Source organism: Bradyrhizobium sp. USDA 4011, assembly GCF_054063415.1.
In genome coordinates this window covers 6,322,594-6,343,934 of sequence record NZ_JBSSGG010000001.1, presented here as the reverse complement: position 1 = coordinate 6,343,934, position 21,341 = coordinate 6,322,594, and the positions used below count along the sequence as shown (strand labels likewise).

General features: G+C 60.2%; 12 protein-coding genes and 3 pseudogenes. 5 read left to right on the top strand and 10 right to left on the bottom strand.

Annotation, left to right across the window (positions count from 1 at the left end):
* Positions 1-238: 238 nt before the first annotated feature.
* Both ACVW1C_RS29945 and ACVW1C_RS29940 read right to left on the bottom strand, forming a co-directional pair.
* The gene (locus tag ACVW1C_RS29945; RefSeq protein ID WP_456761367.1) at positions 239-1,399 is read right to left on the bottom strand and encodes an 8-amino-7-oxononanoate synthase; all 1,161 of its coding nucleotides are present in this window, start codon (positions 1,397-1,399) and stop codon (positions 239-241) included.
* Positions 1,396-1,581 carry a hypothetical protein gene (locus tag ACVW1C_RS29940; protein ID WP_456761366.1) on the bottom strand — a complete coding sequence of 62 codons (186 nt, stop codon included), beginning with the start codon at positions 1,579-1,581 and terminating at the stop codon, positions 1,396-1,398. Before ACVW1C_RS29940 ends, ACVW1C_RS29945 begins: the two co-directional genes overlap by 4 nt.
* A 550-nt stretch (positions 1,582-2,131) precedes the next feature.
* On the opposite strand from ACVW1C_RS29940, the gene ACVW1C_RS29935 reads away from it, so the two are divergent.
* The gene (locus ACVW1C_RS29935; protein ID WP_456761365.1) at positions 2,132-2,491 is read left to right on the top strand and encodes a Dabb family protein; all 360 of its coding nucleotides are present in this window, start codon (positions 2,132-2,134) and stop codon (positions 2,489-2,491) included.
* 786 nt (positions 2,492-3,277) lie between these two features.
* Here ACVW1C_RS29935 and ACVW1C_RS29930 read toward each other — a convergent pair.
* Positions 3,278-3,580 (bottom strand): hypothetical protein, encoded by a 303-nt coding sequence (locus ACVW1C_RS29930; RefSeq protein ID WP_456761364.1) that lies wholly within the window; start codon positions 3,578-3,580, stop codon positions 3,278-3,280.
* A gap of 564 nt (positions 3,581-4,144) precedes the next feature.
* Positions 4,145-4,726 carry a LabA-like NYN domain-containing protein gene (locus ACVW1C_RS29925; RefSeq protein ID WP_456761363.1) on the bottom strand — a complete coding sequence of 194 codons (582 nt, stop codon included), beginning with the start codon at positions 4,724-4,726 and terminating at the stop codon, positions 4,145-4,147.
* Positions 4,727-5,841: 1,115 nt separating this feature from the next.
* Between ACVW1C_RS29925 and ACVW1C_RS29920 the strand changes: the two genes are divergently transcribed.
* Complete coding sequence (locus tag ACVW1C_RS29920) at positions 5,842-7,008, top strand: acyl-CoA dehydrogenase family protein (RefSeq protein WP_456727967.1); 1,167 nt, start codon at positions 5,842-5,844, stop codon at positions 7,006-7,008.
* Between the two features lie 199 nt (positions 7,009-7,207).
* Here ACVW1C_RS29920 and ACVW1C_RS29915 read toward each other — a convergent pair.
* Positions 7,208-8,467: pseudogene (locus ACVW1C_RS29915) on the bottom strand (Glu/Leu/Phe/Val family dehydrogenase).
* A 642-nt stretch (positions 8,468-9,109) separates the two neighbouring features.
* Here ACVW1C_RS29915 and ACVW1C_RS29910 point away from each other — a divergent pair.
* The gene (locus ACVW1C_RS29910; protein WP_456727968.1) at positions 9,110-10,768 is read left to right on the top strand and encodes an MFS transporter; all 1,659 of its coding nucleotides are present in this window, start codon (positions 9,110-9,112) and stop codon (positions 10,766-10,768) included.
* A gap of 143 nt (positions 10,769-10,911) precedes the next feature.
* On the opposite strand, the pseudogene ACVW1C_RS29905 reads toward ACVW1C_RS29910, so the two are convergent.
* The 4 genes and pseudogenes from ACVW1C_RS29905 to ACVW1C_RS29890 form a co-directional block, all read right to left on the bottom strand.
* Positions 10,912-12,251, bottom strand: a pseudogene (locus ACVW1C_RS29905) (IS1380 family transposase).
* A gap of 136 nt (positions 12,252-12,387) precedes the next feature.
* Positions 12,388-13,103: pseudogene (locus tag ACVW1C_RS29900) on the bottom strand (IS5 family transposase).
* Positions 13,104-14,672: 1,569 nt separating this feature from the next.
* Positions 14,673-15,230: a helix-turn-helix domain-containing protein gene (locus tag ACVW1C_RS29895; RefSeq protein ID WP_456761362.1), complete on the bottom strand. Its 558-nt coding sequence runs from the start codon at positions 15,228-15,230 to the stop codon at positions 14,673-14,675.
* A 98-nt stretch (positions 15,231-15,328) separates the two neighbouring features.
* On the bottom strand, positions 15,329-16,057 hold the full coding sequence (locus tag ACVW1C_RS29890) for a metallophosphoesterase family protein (RefSeq protein ID WP_456761361.1): 729 nt from the start codon (positions 16,055-16,057) through the stop codon (positions 15,329-15,331).
* A gap of 2,366 nt (positions 16,058-18,423) precedes the next feature.
* Between ACVW1C_RS29890 and ACVW1C_RS29885 the strand changes: the two genes are divergently transcribed.
* Positions 18,424-18,651 carry a hypothetical protein gene (locus ACVW1C_RS29885; RefSeq protein WP_456761360.1) on the top strand — a complete coding sequence of 76 codons (228 nt, stop codon included), beginning with the start codon at positions 18,424-18,426 and terminating at the stop codon, positions 18,649-18,651.
* On the top strand, positions 18,641-20,710 hold the full coding sequence (locus ACVW1C_RS29880; protein WP_456761359.1) for a recombinase family protein: 2,070 nt from the start codon (positions 18,641-18,643) through the stop codon (positions 20,708-20,710). Before ACVW1C_RS29885 ends, ACVW1C_RS29880 begins: the two co-directional genes overlap by 11 nt.
* On the opposite strand, the gene ACVW1C_RS29875 is transcribed toward ACVW1C_RS29880, so the two are convergent.
* Positions 20,680-21,096, bottom strand: coding sequence for an integrase core domain-containing protein (locus tag ACVW1C_RS29875; protein ID WP_456761358.1), 417 nt, complete (start codon positions 21,094-21,096; stop codon positions 20,680-20,682). The two genes, ACVW1C_RS29880 and ACVW1C_RS29875, sit on opposite strands and share 31 nt — an antisense overlap.
* Positions 21,097-21,341: the final 245 nt, after the last annotated feature.

The window sequence follows — 21,341 nt, the reverse complement described above, 5'->3', positions numbered from 1 at the left end:
ACCGATGATAGGAAAAGTGCTACTCGCGTCGGCATGTGTCGGTCTCTCATGTATCAGTCGACGAGGAGGCCGCCAGTGTTGGAACCGCAGCCTCGTCGAATTTGTGTTGAGCTCACGTGCGCCGCATAAAGCGGCACTAATGCGTAAGGACATCGTGATCACCGATCGGAGAGGAACGATTTGCACGCGCCAGAGCATCCCTCGGATATCGTTTACCGATCCGGATATCGGCCTCACGTCATGATTTTGCGACGTCACCGTACCCCTCACCCCAAGTCTCTTCGACCAACGCATCAATCATATCGGATACATCATCTTGCCCGACATTAAGCGTCAGCGAGATCCGCAACCTTGCCGTTCCCACAGGCACTGTTGGTGGCCGTATGCCGCGGATATCAAAGCCGCGCGCCTGCAGTGCAGCGGCGAGCCGCATCGCGCGGGCGTTGTCACCCACGATGTAAGGAACGATCTGTGAGCTCGAACGGATCGGGCGGCCGCACATGGCGAACTGCCGATGCGCAAAATCGACAAGATCGGTCAGGCGTTGCTGCCGATCAGGCTCCTCCTGTAGGATCAAGAGCGCTTCCCGAGCAGCGACAGCCATCAGGGGCGATGGCGCGGTGGCGAAAATGAATGGACGGCACCGATTGACCATGAAATCGCGCAATACGCCGGAAGCGGTAACAAGCGCGCCCTCCGTCCCCAACGCCTTCCCGCAGGTGTGGACCACCAGGATATCTTCGCGACCCTCATAGGGCGCGGTGAGCCCCCGTCCCTGGTCGCCGTAAACACCTGTGGCATGAGCCTCGTCCACGACCAAGAACGCCTCGTAGCGCTCGGCGATTGCGACCAGATCCTTGAGGGGCGCGAAGTCGCCGTCCATACTGTACAGGCTCTCCACCACGATCCACACGCGTCCCCTTCCGCCCTTGGCGCGCCAGTCGCCAATCGTATCGTCGACCGACTGCAGGTCATTATGAGCGCTTATCCGGAACTCGGCTCGGCCCGCTCGTACGCCTTCATGAATACTGGCGTGCACGAGCGAATCGAGAATAAGCAGATCGCCCCGCTGCGGCAGCGTTGTCAAAAGAGCGAAATTTGCGATGTAACCGCCGCCGAAGAACAGCGCTGTCTCAGCGTGGAAGAACCGCGCCGCCTCCGCTTCAAGAGCTTCGTGCTCCTCACAATTGCCGCGCAGGAGCCGTGACCCACCAGCACCGATCGGCGTGCCGGCATCGAGCGCCGTGAGCAGCGCCTTCTTCATACGCGGCGGGCTCGCCAGCGCCAGATAATCGTTCGAAGCAAAATCAGTTCCTGCGCGCGGCTTCAGGCCGCGCAGCCGATCGTCTTCTTTCAAGGCTTGCAGGGCCGCGACATAGCCATTAAGCGGCGTGTTCATTGATCAATTTCCTGCCGCCCCGCAGCAGGGCTGCGATCAATCGGTTCTTCGTGGCACAGATCTCGGCTTTTGTCACCGACACGCGAGTCGATTCGCAAGCAGATCGAGGCGCGCAGGCCGAAGAAGCACCGCGCCTCCAGCCCGCCGGTCACGGACTGCCGTCCAGAGAAAACAAGCCTCATACTTGGCTCAATCACGACTCTGACCGTCGCGACCAAGTGCACCAGGATCGCTCAGCGGCGCCCCCAATCGCACGCCCTTGACTTTGTTCCACAACATGAGTCAGCAAGCAGGACGAGCATGGCGACCCGATTCTCAACATGCCCGCTCTTGCCGGTGATGCCGACGCTGCTCACTTGGATGCCAAAGTCACGCGGAGACATCTGCGCCCTTCCGTTTGTCCGCACCTAAAGGTCCTCCCCGAACGGCCGCTGAGAGAGTGCATACGGACATTCTGCCCTCGCGTAGCTATTTGGCAGATTGGGCACCCTCATGCGCGCGCAAAGTCTGTACAGAACGGACAAACTCGCGCGCGTTCAGCGAGCGTGATCTAATTGCATCATAAGCGCACGCTCCGTACCCCCCCCCCAACGATCGCGACATCACTCCCAATTTCGGCGCATCAAGTGACGACCTCCTTTGCGCGCCTCGCGGCACCCGCACCAGCGTTGCGGCGCGGCCAATCTCACGATAGTTATTTGACCGATTTGCAACACAAGCTTCGGGTCATCCATGATTCGTCACATCGTCTTGTTCTCAGCCATAGATGCGACTCACATCGATGAGATCATCGAAGGCCTGGCGGTTCTTACCACAATTCCACATGCGCGCCGGCTCGAGATCGCGCGCAATCGCAAGACCGACCGCTTCGATAACGATATCGATATCGTGGTCTATGCCGAGTTTGACAACGAGACGGAACTCGCAGCTTACAAGGCGCATGGCCTGTACCAGGAGGCAATCAGGCTGGTACGGCCACTTCGGGAGCTGCGCTTTGCGGCCGACTACGATGTGTCCACAGATTTGCGCTTCGCCGCGATTGGAGGAGTGATTCAGCTTAGCCGGCGTGCCGCGTCCACGTGCGGGCGTTAACCCGACAGTCGATAGCAAGAGCCTGCGGAATCCAAGGGAGCGGCTCTCTCATTGGAACGGAGATCATCATCGGAGCGCACGCGAGGCCAATAATCGTTCGGTGACTAATCGTTCAATGCACGTATGGAACGGGTCGAGCCTGTCACTGCATTGTCAGTCTGGCGGATCGACCGCATCTTACGTTTCTCGATAGACCAGAGCAGCAAGAGAATATCGCCTAGCTGAACGTACGTTTCATACCGTGGCCTGCCTTGCGTGCGATCGAACGGGCTGTCGTCGCCGTCATGATGCTTACCCCTATTGTCTCACCGGCTCAAACGCCTGACCTCTGGCGGAGCTTGCTTTCGCCACCGCCCTCCCCAGTTGGAGATGAACCCGAACATACGCATTTGAACTGGATCGAGTCACGCCAGATCAGCGGATCGATGCGATCTGGCAGCGGACGGCTGTCTCAAGTTCGATAAACTTGCTTGATGATTTCGTTTCGCGCCTATGTTCTGCACCGCACTTAACCGGAACTCGCCGCGCTCTATGGCTTGCACAGCGTCGATGGACGACTCCTCCACATAGGGGAGCCCGACGATTTCGCCGCCACCAGCGTCTGCCGACAGTGGTGATATTCCGTGTGATTATCCGCGAGCGTCTTCTTGATTTCGTATCGCGAAACAGTGGACGGACTTCTGAAGGCGAAGGCGCCCATCGCGGTTCAAGCCGCCATCAGTCGCGACCTTCGTGGCTCCACTGGCGTCGTAGCCCGCCAAATATCTGCGATCCTCGGCATTCGGGTTAGATAAAGAACACGCGCGCGCCAACCGGCCACGCCCGTTGTTCTCCAATCGGACTTGCTCCAATTTCCCAACCCGCACCTCCCGAAAGGATATCAACCACTCCGAGGACGCCCATAACATCACGGACAAAGAATATGTTGGGAGCAGAGTTGGTCTGCAATGCGCCGCTTTCACCGTTGGCCTGCCGTCTTAAGATGCGCCAGATATCTGCCAACACCGTGGCGTAGATCGAAATTTCTTCTTGCGGCTTTACCTCGTGAACCACCGCTCCCTTGGGATGAGCTCCATCAAAAACAGGCACTCAAAGGCCGATTTCAAGCGACCCGTGGGGACAACTTGCATTTAAACATCGCGCTCAGTGAAGATAATGATGCGATCAAATGCGTCTCGTTGGCTCGTTGGCGAAAATCGACGAAAATCGAGCAGGAACAGGAACATGGTCAGTCATTTCTACCGACTGCTTTACCGATTCCGCATGCGCGCGTATACCGAAGCACTGTTTCGGCGTAGCAGGCACGAGAAGCAGGAAAAACTCTGGCTGCAGTGCAGCCTGATGCGCCTTGGGAGCGAACTACGGCAATCCGAGCACTGGTCCAGTGCAGCGGTTCGGCCAGTCCAGGACGCGGCCGAAGCTATCGGTAGCTCCATCTGAGGACGCGGCAACTCGCCCTGCCGAGAACAGCGCGTTACGGCAGCAACAAGCGGCGCTGATGGCCGTGGATCAACGTGCACAACAGCATGAACAGACGCGACCAGCACCGACAGGAGGAAGTCATCGTTGAGATGGTCGTGCTGTTGGACGGAGCGGGCGCGTCGCGGGTATCACGGCCACTTGCCATCAACCTGCACCGCATCACCGCATGCGCTATTCCGCGCTGACCGGCTCTCGCTTGCCAACACCGGTCGCGGGCCCGAGCCGTACGGTCGGATCGCGCCCCAGCTTCGGCTTCAGCTGCGCTAGTTCAATAAAGTCGTCCGCTTGCCGCCGAAGCTCGTCTGCGATCATCGCCGGCTGGATCGCAATGGTGGAGATGACGGTGACACTGACGCCGCGGCGCTGCACCGCTTCAACCAACGAGCGGAAGTCGCCGTCACCAGAGAATCGGACCATCTGATCGATATGCTCCGCGAGTTCCATGGCATCGACTACAAGCTCGATGTTCATGTTGCCCTTCACCTTACGCCGGCCGCTGGTATCGAGGAATTCCTTGGTTGCCTTGGTGACGACAGTGTAGCCGTTGTAGTCCAGCCAATCGATGAGCGGCCGGATCGACGAATACTCCTGATCCTCAGCAATCGTCGTGTAATAGAACGCCCGCAGCAGCGGGCCCCGCCTCCGATACTCCTCGAGCAGGCGCTTGTAGTCGATCTCGAAGCCAAGCGCCTTGGAGGTAGCGTGGAGGTTTGGACCGTCGATAAAGAGGGCAAGCTTTTCGACTCGGGACATTCCTGCTCCAACCTCCAAAATGGATGCGCGGGGCAGCGCAGGCCATGGACTGTCCGTCTGCAAGGAAAGCTGGAGGGTTGGCAGCCAAGGGCTGCCTTCCAATAACCCGGAACGAGCTTTATGTCGAACTCATGCACCGCGGCTCTCCTGTTTCATCCACTTCATGTCATCGGTTCAAGGATCAAGCGGAGGCACCCCAGCTCTGGCCGGCCAAAACCGCAGCAAAGCAGATGGTCTCATGACAATGTCATGTCTGGCGCCTCCCCCCGCTTGGAATTCTGACCCAGCAATTACGTTCACTCTCAGCACTTTTCGCCAGGTCACGTGCGGTTATCTCAGATCGCGGTGGCGATTTCCGTTCCGCTTATCCTTACGCTCAACGGCCTTCGTACAAGCCGCAGCGTGGATTGCAATTCTGCACCTGCGCCCAGCGTTTCGACCTATCCGCTAGACAAGCTGGATCTCGCACGTGAGCCCGGTGCAGGCAAGCATCAGAGGCCGGCTGGTCCGCGGCTGAGGTCTATTTCAGCTCGTTCGCCTCGCGCCGTGTCCGCTTGATGACACAGTGACTGGAACCAGACACAGAGCGCGAACGCATTCTGCTGACGCAGTTCGTGCCATGCGATCTCGCCCCGTGCAAACACAGCCGGCGGACCATGTTTGATGGCACGTCGATTGCTGGGGAAGTGGTAAGGGATCCGCGGGTTCGACCGCGCCAAGTCAGGAATTGACGACGTGGGCTGGAGTGGCCCGCCGCCAAGTGTGAAAAATCGCCAGTCGAGAAGACATGCCAAGATATGCGCTGACGTCAGCGCTCGCAGTGCAGCTGAGTTGGATGGATCTCGCCGCCGCATATGGTTTGATTTGCCGCTTCGGCTTCAATGACAATGCCGAGGCCACATCTTGGCCAGCTTTCACGGCCCTCAAGACCGCCTTAGACCCAATCCGTTCGGGATGTCGCTTGGAGAGGAGACTGCCTGCAATTCGATCACGATCGATATCAACGCAATCGACGATCTTCTCCGGCTGGAATCAATCCGGCCCCCCCATGCGTGCGCAATCCGCATCAATCACGCTGGTGCGCCCCTGATCGTCTCAAGACACCGAGGACAAAAATGAACACGCCGCCAGAGATGATCGCGCCAGAAACCGATGTTTCGGCAGCGACGAGGGATAATCTGTCGCCGCTGCTGGCCGATATCCGCGCGCGTCGGAACGAGTTCGCCCGCGCGCAGAAGCTTCCAGACGACATCATCGACGCTTTCAAGCGCGCTGGCGTCTACAGGGCTATGGCCGCCAAGCGCTTCGGCGGCGAGGAGCGAACGCCGGCCGATTTTTGTCGCCTGATCGAGCGCATTTCCGAAGCGGACGGATCGGCAGGTTGGGTCGCCAGCTTCGGTGACGGAGCTTGCTATCTCTCCGCTCTTCCAGACGACACGCTTTGCGAAGTATACGCAAATGGACCTGACGTGGTGTACGCAGGTGCGGTTTTCCCGCTCCAGACCGCCAAGCGAAGCGCCGACGGGTTTGTCGTGAACGGCGTGTGGCCATTCGCCAGCGGCTCACCGGGAGCGGAGCTGATAGGCGTTGGGATCACTGTGGAGGATGATCCAACAGGTGGTCTTGCACGTGTAGCCGTGATGCCGGCCGAGAAGGTGAAAATCCGTCCCAATTGGGACGTCATCGGCCTGCAAGGCACCGGCAGCCATGACGTCGTTGTCGACGATGTCATTGTGCCGGAGAAGTGGACCCTCATCCGCGGCGGTCCGCCGACACTCGACGGGCCGATCTACCGTTATCCGCCGGTGGCTTTCGCTGCGCAGGCGCATGCGATTGTCGGCATCGGTATTGCGCGCTCCGCGCTAGACGAGGTAGTCGCCATGGCCCGAAGCCGCGCCTCGATTACTGGAGCGCCCGTGATGGCGGAGCGCGGCTACATCCAACTGGAGGTGGCCAGAGCCGAAGCCATGCTGCGCTCCGCTCGCTCTTTCTTCTATGATGCAACCGAGGAGCTATGGAAGGAAGCGTTGAAGGGAGCGGTCCGAGCGAACACGACGACGCTGATGCGGCTCGCCGCGACCAACGCCGCCCGACAGAGCGCTGAGGTCTGCAAGATCGCGAGCGGTCTCGCCGGAACCGGGTCGCTCTATACGACGAGCAACCTGGCGCGCGCGATGTGCGACAGTTTCGTGGTTGCCCAGCACGCCGCTTTAAACGAAGGCACGCTTCAGAGCGCCGGCCGCCTCTTGCTCGGAAGTCCAGCACCGCCGGGCTTTCCATGAAGTCGTATTCACGGGAATCCGCACGGCCCGCATCAACGGATCGTCGGACCCGCGTCATGATGCGGGAACGCACAGCATCGATCCCGCGCGATCGCGCCAAATCTAGCCGCCTCTGCGCTTGGCCACTGCTATACAGATCAAAGTGGATCAGAACGCCCATGCGAGCGAGTAGATACCAAATCGAAGACACGTCAACAGGCTACGGGAACAGTCCGCGTGTCTCCTTTGCACCGCGTACCCGCTCCACACCAATGGCCATAGCAGCAGTGCGATTGGAAACCCCGTCCCGCTTGCTTCGCGACAACACCCGATCAAACGCCCGGTCCAATATCTGATACTCCCGACGCATGACCTCTTCCTCCTCCCAGAACAATTGCTGAAGGTCCTGCACCCATTCGAAATAACTAACCACCACACCTCCAGCGTTGCACAGAATATCCGGGATCACAAACAACTCTTTCTGGCGTTTTTCGAGAACTCGATCGGCTTCTGGCGTGGTCGGACCATTGGCTCCTTCAGCTAGTATTCGGCAACGCAGGTTGCCTGCCAATTTGTCGTTGATCACCCGTTCAACCGCGGCCGGAACAAGTATGTCGCAATGCAATGCGAGCATCTCCATCGAATCGAAAGCGAGCTCACTGGAATAACCGATCAAGCTGCCGTGCCAGGCGGTATGCCTGACCAGCTCGGGAATATCGAGACCCGAGGGCCGGTAGAGCGCGCCGGGTGTGATCACTTACTGCGATCACTTTAACTCCCATATTGTGCAGCTCGAGTGCAGCGATCGAGCCGACGTTTCCGAATCCCTGTACAATCGCAGTTGCGCCATCGAGACGGATGTTGCGCTCATCTGCAGCACGACGGGCCAGATGAGCAACACCTCTGCCTGTGGCTTCCCGATGCCCCAGGGTTCCGCCGGCGCTGATAGGCTTTCCCGTCACGATTTCCGTAACCCTTCGTCCCTGATACATGGAGTACGTATCCATGAACCAGGCCATGATCTGCTCGTTGGTTCCCATATCGGGCGCCATCACGTCTGTGTGGGGCCCGACGAACGGGATCATCTCCTGCATATTTCGACGAGAAAGCACCTCGAGTTCGCGCCTAGACAAGCTCGCCGGATCGACGTCGATTCCTCCCTTCGCGCCGCCATACGGCAGTCCGACCAATGCGCACTTCCAGCTCATCGAGACGGCCAGTGCCGCGACTTCGCCGAGATCAACGCTTGCTGCGAACCGTGTGCCCCCTTCGTGGGGCCAAGCGTCAGGTGATGCTGCACGCGATAGCCTTCGAACACGGCGGTCGTGCCGTCATCGCGATGAATCGGACAAGAGACCGTGACCGCGCGCTTCGGCATCAGAATCCTGGCTCTCGCGTCCTGCGGTATGGATAGATAGTCTGCGATGACCTCGAATTGCCTTACGGCCATGTCAAAGACTGGCCCATGGTATGCCGTCACGTTCGCTTCCCTGGTTCGCGGTTAGATGCTGGATCAGGTGGTGGATTCGGTATTGTCGCTTTGTAATATTTCATCCGGTCTGCGACAGACCCACTCCTGTGAAATAACAATTGTTGGCCCGGGCCCGGATGGCCCATCTGTTGCCCCACATTGCTTCTCGATGGAAATCCTTGGCCGCAGCATCCGCCGCGCGGGACGGGGACAGACCGGGCGCCCTACAACGACGGGCATCAATTTGCCGACCGAAAGCAAGTTCTGCCAAACGCCGTATCGCTATGTGCGCTATCGATAGTCCGTGATATGGACTTTCGGCCCCCCAGCAGTGAAGGAGCGTTCACCGTATCTCGCGACGAGTGATTCCGCACTCGTGGACTTCGCCCATTTGTCCGTTACGTACAAAGTTTGCGTTCAAAGCCATGTATCGTCTGTCAATGTGGCCATGCAAGCGACGCACTGGAGCGAATAGGCACGAAGCGGACCTCACTCATCCGATCGACAGCGCCCCGTAAGTCAGGAAAGCGTTCTTACTGAAATTGAGAGATCGGAAAGCGAGCCGAGCACCGCCATGCGAGCGATATCGCGCCAGGAACATCCTTGTGATCCGCATCAGAATCAAATCATGGTAGATCATCACGATCTGACATGACCGACCCAACCACAGTCCAGTCGCGTAGCGCCGACGGCATCACGGCGCCTCTGCGGCACACGACGTTTCGCCGTATCTGGCTTGCGAGCCTCCTGTCCAATATCGGCAGCTTGATTCAAGGTGTCGGTGCAGCCTGGGCGATGACGCAGATGACGTCCTCGGCTGACAAAGTCGCGTTGGTGCAGACCGCGCTATTGCTGCCAGTGATGCTGATTTCGATGCCAGCCGGCGCGATCGCCGATATGTACGATCGCCGCATCGTGGCGCTGGTTTCGCTTGGCATCGCGCTCGCCGGCGCAACCGGCCTGACGGTGGCCGCCTGGCTTGGCTTGGCCACACCGAACGTCTTGCTCGTACTCTGCTTCGTGGTCGGCAGCGGCATGGCACTTATGGGACCGGCGTGGCAATCGTCCGTAAGCGAACAAGTGCCGTTGGAAGCGCAGCTGCCTGCGGCGGTTGCGCTGAATGGCATCAGCTACAATATCGCACGGAGCGTCGGCCCGGCGATCGGCGGCGTGGTGGTAGCTAGCGCCGGTGCAGTGGCCGCATTCGCGCTCAACACGCTGCTCTATCTGCCGTTGATGACCGCGTTGTTCCTTTGGAAGCGCGTCAGCGCCCCCTCACGCCTGCCGCCTGAAAGATTGAGCCGCGCAATGGTGTCTGGCGTGCGCTACATCAGCAATTCGCCATCGATCAAAGTCGTATTGCTTCGCACCCTTGTAACCGGCGTCGGAAGCGGCGCGATTACTGCGCTGATGCCTCTGGTGGTGCGGGATGTGTTGCATGGCGATGCCCAGACCTACGGCATCATGCTCGGCGCCTTCGGCCTGGGTGCCGTGGTCGGCGCGCTGAACATCGCCGAGATCCGCAAACGAATGAGCGGCGAGGCTGCGATTCGTGCCTGCGCGTTGTCCATGGGCGCGGCGATGGCTGCGGTCGCGCTCAGCCGCCAACCGGTGTTGACTGCGGCGGCACTCGCCCTGGCTGGAGCCGTGTGGATGATGACATGGGCGGTGTTCAACATCGGGGTGCAGCTGTCGGCGCCACGCTGGGTGACCGGACGCTCGCTTGCGGCCTATCAAGCGGCGAGCTCAGGTGGGATCGCCGTCGGCAGCTGGGGTTGGGGCCATCTGACCGACGCGGCCGGCGTTGAAACCGCGCTGCTGGTGTCGGCCGCCCTGATGCTCGCCTCACCACTCATCGGCCGTTGGCTACCCATGCCCCGTGTTGGCGCGCGCGGCGAAGAGCCCGAGCTGCTCGCCGATCCCGAAATACGGCTCGCCTTGACCGGACGCAGCGGGCCGCTCGTCGTCGAGATCGAATACCGAATTGCACAAGAGAATGCCCGCGCGTTTCACAACGTCATGCAAGATGTGCAATTGTCCCGCCAGCGCAACGGCGCCTATGGCTGGTCGATTGCGCGCGACATCGCCGATCCCGAGCTCTGGACCGAGCGTTATCACTTTCCGACGTGGTTCGATTATTTGCGCTGGCGCAACCGCCCGACCCAGTCGGAACGTGCCCTGGAACGGCGGGCCATTCACTTCCACATCGGTCCCGCGCCGGTACGTGTTCGGCGCATGCTGGAGAGGCCATTCGGCTCGGTACGCTGGAAGGACGACACGCCCGGGCACGCTAGCCCGTCTTGTTCATGATTGCCGGGCGGGGGCAGCTGGAACATTTCCGGTCGGGGTGAAGGCGCGCGCGAACGCTTCGGCTTTTTCGCCGCTTTTCGACCCGACTTCGTGAATGCGTTGGAGGACGGCAGCGGGGTGACCGGGGGCTCATGCCCCGCGCGTCAGGGTGCTTGCGGGACCAGAGCGTTTGCCAAGCCGCGGAACAGGTCGGCGTCGGGGCACGCCGCAGCGAAGGCGAGACGGACGCGGGTGGCGGTCTCGATGACGCGGGCTGCGATCTTGAGAAGCCTGAGCCTGATCGTGTTGAACTCGGCCGTTGCCAGATCGCGCGGCTTTGGGATGGCATCGCGCACGGCGAGGATGAGCCAATAGGCGGCGGTGTGGAAGACGAGGCGGACCTGGTTGGCGAGCGCCGAGCGGCAACTGGTGCGATCGGAGGCGAGCTGGGTCTTGCGCAGCTTGATCGGGTTCTCGGCCTGTCCGCGAGCGCAATAGAGGCTGTCATAGATCCACTCAGCCGAGCCGATATGCAGGCTGGTGACGACGTAGCGGACGTCGAGCCCTTGTTGGGTTGCCTCGATGCGGGCGACGACGCGGCGCTCACGATGCCAGGAGCCGGCCGCGTGGCGGGTCTCGGTGTAGCCGCGAGCCACGATCTTGTTCTCGATCGCACGTTCGGTTCGAACTGCATCACAGACCTCGTCGAGCTTTCTAGCTACTTCGTGCCGGCTAGCGCGAAGATGTAATCGACGCCGTCTTGCTCGCAAAAAGTCATCGCCTCGAGGCCGGCGTAATGGCTGTCGCCGCGGAAGGTGATACGCGTATCGGGCCGGCGCCGGCGAATGCGCCGAACCAGGCGGCGCAGGTGTGCCCGCACCTCGCGGCCGCTCGGCGTCGTGCCGGGGCGCAGCATGACCGCAACGGCCGGCTGTGCTCGGTGTCGTAGACGTGGATCGGCAGGAAGCAGTGTTCGTCATGATGGGCGTTGAACAGCGAGAGTTGCTGACGGCCATGCACCACGTCGACCGTGTCGTCGATGTCGAGCGTGATTGCGCTTGGCGCTCGCGCGTAGCTGTCCATCCATAGGTCAACCAGCACAGAGCTCAGCCGGATCACCTCGCGCAGGTGTGGTGCATTCTCCAGGCGCGATAGGGTCGGCTGCGAACACAGATCCCGGCCAGTGTCCGGCAGTCGGCAGCAAGCCAGCTTGAACGCCGAATCGCCGCGTAAACGATCGAGATCATTGCCATCTTCGTAGCCACACGCGATGGCGAAGATGCGGGCGCGGATCATATCCGCAAAGCCGTGCACGATGCGTCCCGGATCGCGCCGCTCGGGGAATCCGCAGGACAACTTCGCGGCCAAGCCGAGGCCGCCGGTCCGCCATGGCCAGAAGCATGACGCCGTCATCCGACGTCAGCTTGCCGCCGTCGAACGAGGCTGTGATCTTCTTGCGGGAAACGGCTGGAAATGACAACGGCAGACTCGTATCGCCCGTCATGGCGAGTGTGGCGGCCCGGATGCGCGGACGGTGGGTGTCAGCAACCAACTCCTACGCCACCTCAGCGGCTTACGCCACGCTCGCCAGCCTCTCAACAATCCGCTGATGAATAAGACGGGCTAGGTCGTGTGGACACTTACCGCATCCAAAGGACGATGGCTGCGAGAGTGACGACGGCGCGATAATTTCGAGCGGTCTTTTCGAAGCGGGTTGCAACGCGGCGGAACTGCTTGAGCTTTGAGAAGCAGCATTCGACGAGGTGACGCTGGGTATAGAGGTGCTTGTCCAGCGGGTATTTGAGTGCGCGTGACGGGTTGTTGGGGATGACGGCGAGCGCGCCCTTGGCGGCGATGGCTTGACGCAAATGATCGGCGTCATAGGCCGTATCGGCCATGACGACCTCGGCAGGTAGTCCCTCGATCAATGCGGCAGCTTGCGGTGCATCGCCCTTCTGGCCTGCGGTCAGCGCGAACCGTACGGGACATCCCAAGCCACGAACGGCCATATGTATCTTGGTGCTCAGCCCCCCGCGCGAGCGGCCGATCGCCTGATCTTCAGACCCCCTTTTTTGGCGCCGGCGGCGTGCTGATGCGCCCGGACGATGGTTGAATCGACGATCAGATATTCGAAGTCCGGATCATCGGACATCGCCTCGAAGATCCGCCACCAGACGCCCTTGATGCTCCATCGACTGAAGCGCCGGAACACGCTGTTCCAATCCCCGAACGCCTCCGGGAGATCACGCCAGGGAGAGCCCGTGCGAACAATCCAAAGCACACCTTCCACGAACATCCGATTGTCGCGCCCAGTGGAGCCCTTCTGGTCGGGGCGACCTATAATCAGCGGTGCCATCCGCTCCCAAGCCGCGTCGCTCAATACCAAACGGTCCATCACACCCAAGACTGCCTCCCCAAAAGCAGTCTTGAATCTGATTTGCGCTTAAAAGGGAATCCTTAGAGTCCACACCACCTAGGGAGTCAGTGCCACGTCGTTGCTTCTGCGCGGTGGTCAAATGCAACGATCCGATTTGGGCATCCTAACTGTTTCACGCGCATGTGCCGCTGGCTCACATCCCCCTCAAGGACTCCGACTAGAAATTGGTGGCCCCGCACCCGCCCCATGGAGACGAAGGCGGGGCCTGCCCCCTTCCGCTGAGAGCGGTAAGCCACGCTATGCCAGAGACTCACGCGAGTTCCGCTATTTGGGCCAGCGCGTTTTACGACGTCGCGTTTTGAGTGCTTCGACAAACACTGTACGCAAGGAACGAATAATTTCAATTCTCGCCCTGTGTGTGTCATCTCGGGCTCAGATTGAATCGTTTCGTACAAAAGGTCCTCGCGTTGGGCGCTCTCGATTGTGCTAATTGTTGCCAACGCAGGCTTTGGCGCCCTGCGGTTTTTGATCGCAACTGTTCTGATGGCCGGTCATACAGTTCGTACGTTCAAGGTGCTTCTTGCACCACTCAGCGCATGATATTTCCCTTCGGGGCACATAACCTTGGCTTTTTTGGCTGCGTCCGATGATTGTATTGACGTTGCGAGAATGGCCAAACCTAAACTTGCAATTAAGGGGATTAGCCTCATTCGTTTTCCCTCCAAATTTGCCCGTCCGCATGATGAGGAAGAACTACTTAGCTTTCTAGCTGCTACGCAGGCACCAAGTCCCAAGTCCGGTAGTCCAGTCGCTACATTCGTTAATCCGCGCCGTGAGAGAAAACGCGAGTGCCAGGAGGCCATGTCCGTTGGTTTCCGATCGGACTAGCTCCAATTTCCCAGCCCGCGCCTCCCCATAGGACATCAACCACACCAACGTCGCCCGCACCGTCACGAACAAAGAATAAATTGGGAATAGAATTGGTCTGCAGTGCCCCGCCTTCTCCATTAGCCTGCAGCCTTAAGAGGCACCACACATTCGCGAGCGTGGTCACATCGCGAGCGCCTAATTCTCTGCTGATGTCGACCGCACTGGACGCGCTTCTCAAGGTGTACGGTTGCAGAGATGGCTCGCCCTCGGCTTCGACCTTGATTGCGTACCGGCGCACAAAAGTCGCGCCAAGCCACGAGATCCTGACTTGGGCCGTTGGCGCTCCGATACTTCAGGGCGGCTGCTGTTACTGTCTGCCATGATCCGTAATCAGATACCTGATTCGCCGGTTTGCGCTCCGACCAACTAGGGAAGGAATGGCCGGCGATCGCGTTCTTCTTCACGTAGCCGACGCCGTTCTCCGTCTTGCCCTTCGTGCGCGCCCGATATGGCGCGCACGCGCGAGGACGGAAGCCCCAATGTTTTGCGAAGGCTATCAGCTTGTCGTTGAACTGAACCGGCTCACCGCGTCGTGGCGCACGACAAGCGCGCGTGGATTGTCCATCAGCACTTCCTCCGGCACACCGCTGAAGGTCGTGAACGTGCTCTCGAGCCCGGCTAACCAATGCTCCTGCCTCTCGGCCCGGAACGCACGCGCATGGAGCCGTCGTGAGTGTCAAAGCGTTGCCACGAACACGAATGCCTCGACTTTCGACCCTCCGATCTCGACCAGACGCTCCCCGAAGTCGATCTGCAGCTCCCGTCCGGCGGCGTCTCAAACCGCGTCGTCGCCAGCGCCTCCGCCTTCAGCGCCTGGCGATAGGGCTGCACGGCGCGTTGCAGTGTCCGCCGGCTGACGGCCACGCCTTTCTCGGCCAACAGGTCCTGGCGCACCACGTCGGCATTGCCGCGATGCCGAATGAGCCTCTCGCGCAGCCAGCCCTCAAGGCCGTCGAGACGCTTCGGCCGCTCAGGCGACTTGAACGGCTTCACCCCGCCCGCCGGCACGTAGTCCTTCACCGTGTGATGGCTGCAGCCCAGCTGCCGCGCAATTCGCTTCACGCCCCACCCGCACGCTCTCAGGCGCATCATTTCCGCCACGTCATCCGGCGTCTTCATCACCTGCCCCCGTGGATCATTCCACGGCGAGCCTTCAGTCATTCGTTCCCGCTTCATTCACTCTCTCCTCAGCTATCCGAGGAGGGGGCAATTCCTCGTGACGCTGAGGGGGCAGTTTTCCATGGCGCGCGACAGCCCGGCCGTATCGCCCCTGCCTAGCTCGCCTGCAGGCACCTCCGAGCGTCACGCTCCAACACAAGGCAGCTCAAGCGACCACTCGCAAAAGCACCCGTATCTATGTTAATTCGGTTGGGACGTATCTCGGGCTGAGTGACAGGATTGTGCCCGTGAATGACAATCCTTCCAAAGTCCGCTTTGCTGTTGAGGAACTCGTCGCGAATCCAGAGCAAATCGGTAGGTCGCTGCCATTCGAGTGGGATGCCCGGCCGCACGCCTGCGTGGCATAAAAAATATTTACCGACGGAGATCGAAAGCTTCAATGATGCGAGAAACGCACTATGCTCATCGGGGAACGCGGCACGAAAGGCGTAAGATACCCGCTCGATTTCCTTTCCGACCATGAGCGTGCCGACTCCTACGCCATAGGACTGAATCGTCTCCAGCCCACCCCAGCGTCTCCAGTCGGCACCGATCTCCGGGTCCATCAGGAACAGCTGCAGCAGTTCCTCATGATTGCCTTTGAGCGGGATGTACGGGGTGGGAAACACGTTTCGCGCAAGCCGGTCGAGGACGCCCCGCGAATCCGGACCCCGGTCCACGTAATCGCCTAACGTCACCGTGAGCGCTTCGGCGACCGGACGCTCGGCAAGATCCTGTCTGATGAGATCGGCAATCCTGTCGAGCAAATCCGAACGACCGTGGATGTCGCCCACGACATAAACCCTGACATCGTCGGTTAATGTAACAGAACCATCGCCTACCATCGCTCTCTCGGACTTTCCGACCCCGCTGCCGCGGAGAGTGCGAGGCGGTTGGCATAACGAGTTGACGTTCGAGCCGAACCGGTATTGCGCCACCTGTATTTCCCCCAAGACGTGAACGCGACCTGCGTCCTCGCAGTCAGTCCGAGATTCTTCGACGCCTCACCAAACGCTCGGCGGCGAAGCTTACCTATGATTCATCAAGCCTTGATTCGTGCTGATCGGCCTCGAAACGCCACATGCGTTCCACCGCATGCGGGAAACCTCCTCGCCGCCCCGACAAAATGCTAAATCAAGGGGCAGTCTATTTTTGAAATCCCAATCAGCACTCGCTTCGCACAGATTTTACTACCCACGACCGACAGCTTCTCTGACTGCAAGAGGGCTACGCACATTCGGCAGCATTTGATCGTGCAAAGACAGCACAAATTGTATGAAAGCGCTCCGGCTCAATAGGGTGTGTCTTCCCGGCAGCAGATCGGTTCGTTATGAACAAAAAATATGTTGTACCGTTATCAGTTCCAGAGCGGGCATTCTTTCGCTTTGCTCCCGGCGGAAATCGTCAAGCTCTCTCTGCGGCGTGCCTTATGATCCTGGCCTTCGCAGCATTGGCGCGTCGCGGAAATCATCCGGTAAGCAGGACGGCGACGGGGGGTGAGTAGAGAAGCCACGAAGCGGGTTAGTTCAACAAGTATTCAGTTGTAGTCGGAGGCCGGCGTAGAATGGAGAGAAAGTAGTTGCTGTATCGAAGACCTGCTGATCAAACCCCTGACGACAACTTTCTGCACAGGGAATGTGGCACATGCGTATTCGGCTTAAGCATCCGGTGAGGCTTCACCGGACGGATACCGCGCCAAGCACTGCTTCGCGTTTAGGGCGATGTGTACTGCAACGCGAAGGCCCACCTTAATGTCAACGCAACGGTGACGTGAGCAGATTCAACCAATGCATCTGGATCGAGCCAAGAGTCAGCCAGTAGCGATAGAACTGTACTATCGTATCATCGACCGCGATCGATCCCCCTCACTGGTGGACCGCTCTGCCGAAGCATGCTTCTTTGTCCTGTAAGCATTGAAATCGATGACTATTGCTGACTTCCCGGCCACTTTAGTACCTCCGTGCTATACGTTGGAGTACCAGATTCAAAGAGCTGCAAGCATCGGCTAGCGTTTGCTGTCTGCTTTCGTATTCCGAAGGATAACCTGGTGCCACGACCTGCGCCGCTAATGTCCGACGAAGCCATCTTTGATCAGCCTCCCGGCGAGCCTTGAACTGATCTAGGCATTTCTTTGAGCAAAGGGCTGTTCGCCAACAATAATGGCGGATTAGGCCAAATTTTCCGGTGCACATGGCGCAGCACTTAGTCGAGTTGTTGCGGGACGGATGGGAGTTTTTGAACATTCTCGCCTCCTGTCGGCATTGGTGATGAGACCTGCCTCTTGCATTGCCGGCCGCCAACGCGCAGCGCCCAGGCGAACGGCGCCTGTCTACATTCTCGCGACATGCTTGGGTACCAGGCGCAATCGAATATGCGCCTCCTTGGCGATCCAGAGCGCTACATCAGAGCGCGTCGTCAAGATTCTTCCACGATAGTGGATTGTTGATCTGTTTATATGCGTTGATCGGACTATGCCGGTCAAATCCTGCGTTCTGGCGCCGCCCCTGAAGAATTTCAATCTTCGAGGCGCCTCCGACTGTTCTTCCCATTATTGCCGCTTCGCTGAGCTGTCAGATGTAACGGCGCTCGTTGCGCGACACAGCACAGGGCACTATGGATGGGTAACGCGGATCCGATCCCAAGTTTGGGCTGCTCCACCCTCGTACACAATCCCAAGGCCTTCCATGGTTCGTCACATCGTCTTCTTCATCTGCAAGGACAGGTCCTGACCTGCTCCCCAATTTGCCCCCGTTTATAAGTAGAGTCTGTTCTGGGTTTGGCCCCTGTCGGGGTGGGTTGCAAACTCGGTTGGCGTGAGCCCGTTGAGGCTCGTGTGCGGTCGGTTGGTGTTGTACAACGACGTTTGAGAACGCCCACAGGACCGTTCTTCGCGAGGTTCTTTATCGGCATCATCCCTGGTTTGGTCGCCGAGTTTGCGTTCATGGGGCGGTCGACAAGGCTGACGATGTCGTTTTTCGCTGCACCCTGGACGGATCGCAAGCAGACCGTTGGCTGGAAGTTCCAGCATGGATGTTCGACCGGACGGCCTGCCCTGACGCCGAGCTTCTGACAGCTCAGCCGTTTGTTAGCATCGATGCACTTGCGGCGCTCGCTGCGCTTCTCGATCTGGCATTGAAGGATCGAACGCCATCAGCTGCCCCGCTTTCTGGCGCATCCAGAGGCTCTCACGACCAGAATCGGGGAGCGACTCATGTCACGCGAGACGGCAATGCCAGGGTGCGGATACCGACACAATCGACAGCAACAGATGGATTTGTTCGGGAGCGGCCTATCGAACGGCACCCTCGGCGCGCCGGCATGGTCGGAGCTGCCGGCGGAAGCGCGGGAGGCGCTGACCAGTCTGATGACGCAGTTGATCCTCGGCCATGCTGCGACGACAGCGACGCCGCGCGCGAAGGAGGTCGGCCATGATCTCTGACAAGGTCAGGCCTCATCATCTCGAGCGCAAGGCAATTCTTTACGTGCGTCAGTCCTCGGCGCATCAGGTGTTGCACAATCGCGAGAGCAGCGCGTTGCAATACGCCATGCGGGACCGGCTGACGGCGCTCGGGTGGTCAGAGATCGACGTGATTGACGATGATCTCGGTCGTTCGGCCGCCGGCGGGGTCCAACGCGCCGGCTTCGAGCGGATGGTCGCGGAGGTTTGCCTCGGTAAGGTTGGTGCGGTTTGCGCCCGCGAGGTCTCGCGCTTCGCTCGCAACAGCCGGGATTGGCAGCAACTCATCGAGATGTGCCGCGTGGTCGATACCGTTCTCGTCGATCAGGAGACCATCTATGCGCCAAGGCACGGCAACGATCGCCTGTTGCTCGGGCTCAAGGGCAGCCTCAACGAGTACGAACTGGATCTGTTGCGCCAGCGCTCGCTCTCGGCCCGCTACGAGAAGGCGCGCCGGGGCGAGCTGGTTGTGGCGGCGCCGGTCGGATTCGTGAAGTCCGGGGACCGTTATGAGAAAGATCCGGATCGGCGGGTCCAGGAAGCGATCAAGCTGGTGTTCGACAAGGTCGAGGAGCTGGGCAGCGCGCGACAGGCGCTCTGCTGGCTCCACGAGTACAATCTCGATCTGCCGGTAAAGCGGATCAATGGCGACACGGCCTGGCGGCGACCGAGCTACTCAGCCATCCACCGGATCATTGAGAACCCGGTCTACGGCGGCGCCTATGCCTATGGTAAGACGGCTGTCGCGGCGGGATACGGTGCCGAGGGCGTGAGCGTGAAGATCCGCCGCAAGGCGCGGAACGAATGGTTGGCGCTGAAGCCCAACACCCACGATGGGTACGTGAGCTGGGAGAGGTTCGAGTCGATCCGCACCATGGTCAGCAGCAACGTTCCCACCGGTCGGCATCACGGCGCGCCCAAGCATGGTGACGCGCTGCTGGCCGGTCTGATCCGCTGCAGGCGCTGTGGCCGCAAGCTCACACTTCGGTACTCCGGCATGAAGCGCCATATTCCGCGCTACAGCTGCAGCCGCGCCTGGATGGACAATGGCGGTCCTCATTGCATCGGCTTCGGCGGACTGCGCGTCGATGATGCAATCGAGGAGGCACTGCTCGTCGTCGTCGGTCCGGGCGCTATCGCCGCGGCGACCGCTGCCGCCAGGGAAGCCGGGGAACGGCGGGATCAGGTGCGCGAGGCCGTCAGTCGCGACCTCGAAGCGGCGCGCTATGCCGTCGACCGGGCCTTCCGGCAATACGATGCCGCTGACCCCGCGAACCGGCTGGTGGCGGGCGAGCTTGAAGCGCGCTGGAACAGGGCGCTCGCCCACGTGGCGGAGGTCGAGGGCAAGCTCGCCATGCATGAGGCGGCGATGCCCGCCCCCATTGCCGATCCAGCCTCGCTTGGCGTTCTGGCCTCGAACCTCAAAACGGTCTGGGATGCGCCGACGACGGATGCGCGCCTCAAGAAGCGGGTTGTACGCACCGTCATCCATGAGGTCGTGGCCGATATCGACGATGCGGCCTCCGAGATCGTCCTCATCGTCCACTGGGTCGGCGGCGTTCACAGCGAGATACGCCTGCCCAAGCGCCGGCGCGGGCAGCGCAACAGCACCTCCGCCAACATCATCGAAGCTGTGCGCCAACTGGTGCTGATCGCCAGCGACGATCTGATCGCCGGCCTCCTCAACCGCAACGGCCTCAAGACCGGTAACGGCAATCGCTGGACGCGCGAGCGTGTCACCTCGATGCGCTCGAACTATCGCATTCCGGTGTTCAAGCCCGCCGAGGACGGGATCGAGCCCTGGCTCAACCTCAGCAACGCCGCAAAGCTCCTCAAGATCGCGCCCAAGACGCTCCGGCTCGCCGCCGAAACCGGCGAGATCGCAGCCATCCACCCGCTATCGGACGGCCCGTGGATCTTTGCTCGCGCCTCGCTGATAACAGCTGCCGCTCAATCTATCGCTGAACGAGCGCGACAGAACCCAAGATACCCCACAGGATCGCATCCCGATCAGCAAACTCTCTTCTCTTCAACAACATAGACAGATGGGTGTTCTGATGCGCGGTTGTAGTATCTGCGCCAAGTCTCTACCTTTTCCTGGGCGTCCGCAAGGGACGGGAACCAGTGCGTGTTGAGGCATTCGGCCCGGAAGCGAGCGTTGAAGGCTCCGATGAACGCGTTGTCGGTTGGCTTGCCGGCACGTGAGAAGTCCAGTGTGACGCCGCGCTGGTAGGCCCAGAGGTCGACGTCACGCGACACGAACTCGCTGCCTTGGTCGACGCGGATCGTCGCCGGGAAGCCCACTTCGTTGCAAACCCTTTCCAGAACGTCCACGACATCGGTGCCGCGGAAGGTGAAACGCACTTTCCTGTCGAGCCGCGCGCGCGTCGCCGCGCCACGGAGAACCTGATAATCGTCCTTGCTCATCGCTATGAGCGCATCACTCGTGATGCTGTGTATCGATGCAAGGTCAACTACCCCGACGCGCTATCGATCATTAACCGCCCTTCGGCGAAGAACCGATTCTTTCCGGTGCGGACACCTGACGGCCGCCATGCCAGGCTAACAATCGGTGGCGCCGCGAGTTGCGGCTTCGGCCCCGCCGTCGGTCATGCCGTCGGCTCGGACTTCCGTGAGGCGCCAAGCGATCTTCCATGGCACGCGTCCCGCAA

What these genes read in the sequence shown, in the direction of transcription:
- ACVW1C_RS29875 (WP_456761358.1), bottom strand. Translation starts at nt 21,096, where the DNA reads ATGAGCAAGGACGATTATCAGGTTCTCCGTGGCGCGGCGACGCGCGCG.
- ACVW1C_RS29895 (WP_456761362.1), bottom strand. Translation starts at nt 15,230, where the DNA reads ATGAAGCGGGAACGAATGACTGAAGGCTCGCCGTGGAATGATCCACGG.
- ACVW1C_RS29920 (WP_456727967.1), top strand. Translation starts at nt 5,842, where the DNA reads ATGAACACGCCGCCAGAGATGATCGCGCCAGAAACCGATGTTTCGGCA.
- ACVW1C_RS29890 (WP_456761361.1), bottom strand. Translation starts at nt 16,057, where the DNA reads ATGGTAGGCGATGGTTCTGTTACATTAACCGACGATGTCAGGGTTTAT.
- ACVW1C_RS29935 (WP_456761365.1), top strand. Translation starts at nt 2,132, where the DNA reads ATGATTCGTCACATCGTCTTGTTCTCAGCCATAGATGCGACTCACATC.
- ACVW1C_RS29925 (WP_456761363.1), bottom strand. Translation starts at nt 4,726, where the DNA reads ATGTCCCGAGTCGAAAAGCTTGCCCTCTTTATCGACGGTCCAAACCTC.
- ACVW1C_RS29910 (WP_456727968.1), top strand. Translation starts at nt 9,110, where the DNA reads ATGACCGACCCAACCACAGTCCAGTCGCGTAGCGCCGACGGCATCACG.
- ACVW1C_RS29945 (WP_456761367.1), bottom strand. Translation starts at nt 1,399, where the DNA reads ATGAACACGCCGCTTAATGGCTATGTCGCGGCCCTGCAAGCCTTGAAA.
- ACVW1C_RS29885 (WP_456761360.1), top strand. Translation starts at nt 18,424, where the DNA reads ATGTCACGCGAGACGGCAATGCCAGGGTGCGGATACCGACACAATCGA.
- ACVW1C_RS29940 (WP_456761366.1), bottom strand. Translation starts at nt 1,581, where the DNA reads ATGAGGCTTGTTTTCTCTGGACGGCAGTCCGTGACCGGCGGGCTGGAG.
- ACVW1C_RS29880 (WP_456761359.1), top strand. Translation starts at nt 18,641, where the DNA reads ATGATCTCTGACAAGGTCAGGCCTCATCATCTCGAGCGCAAGGCAATT.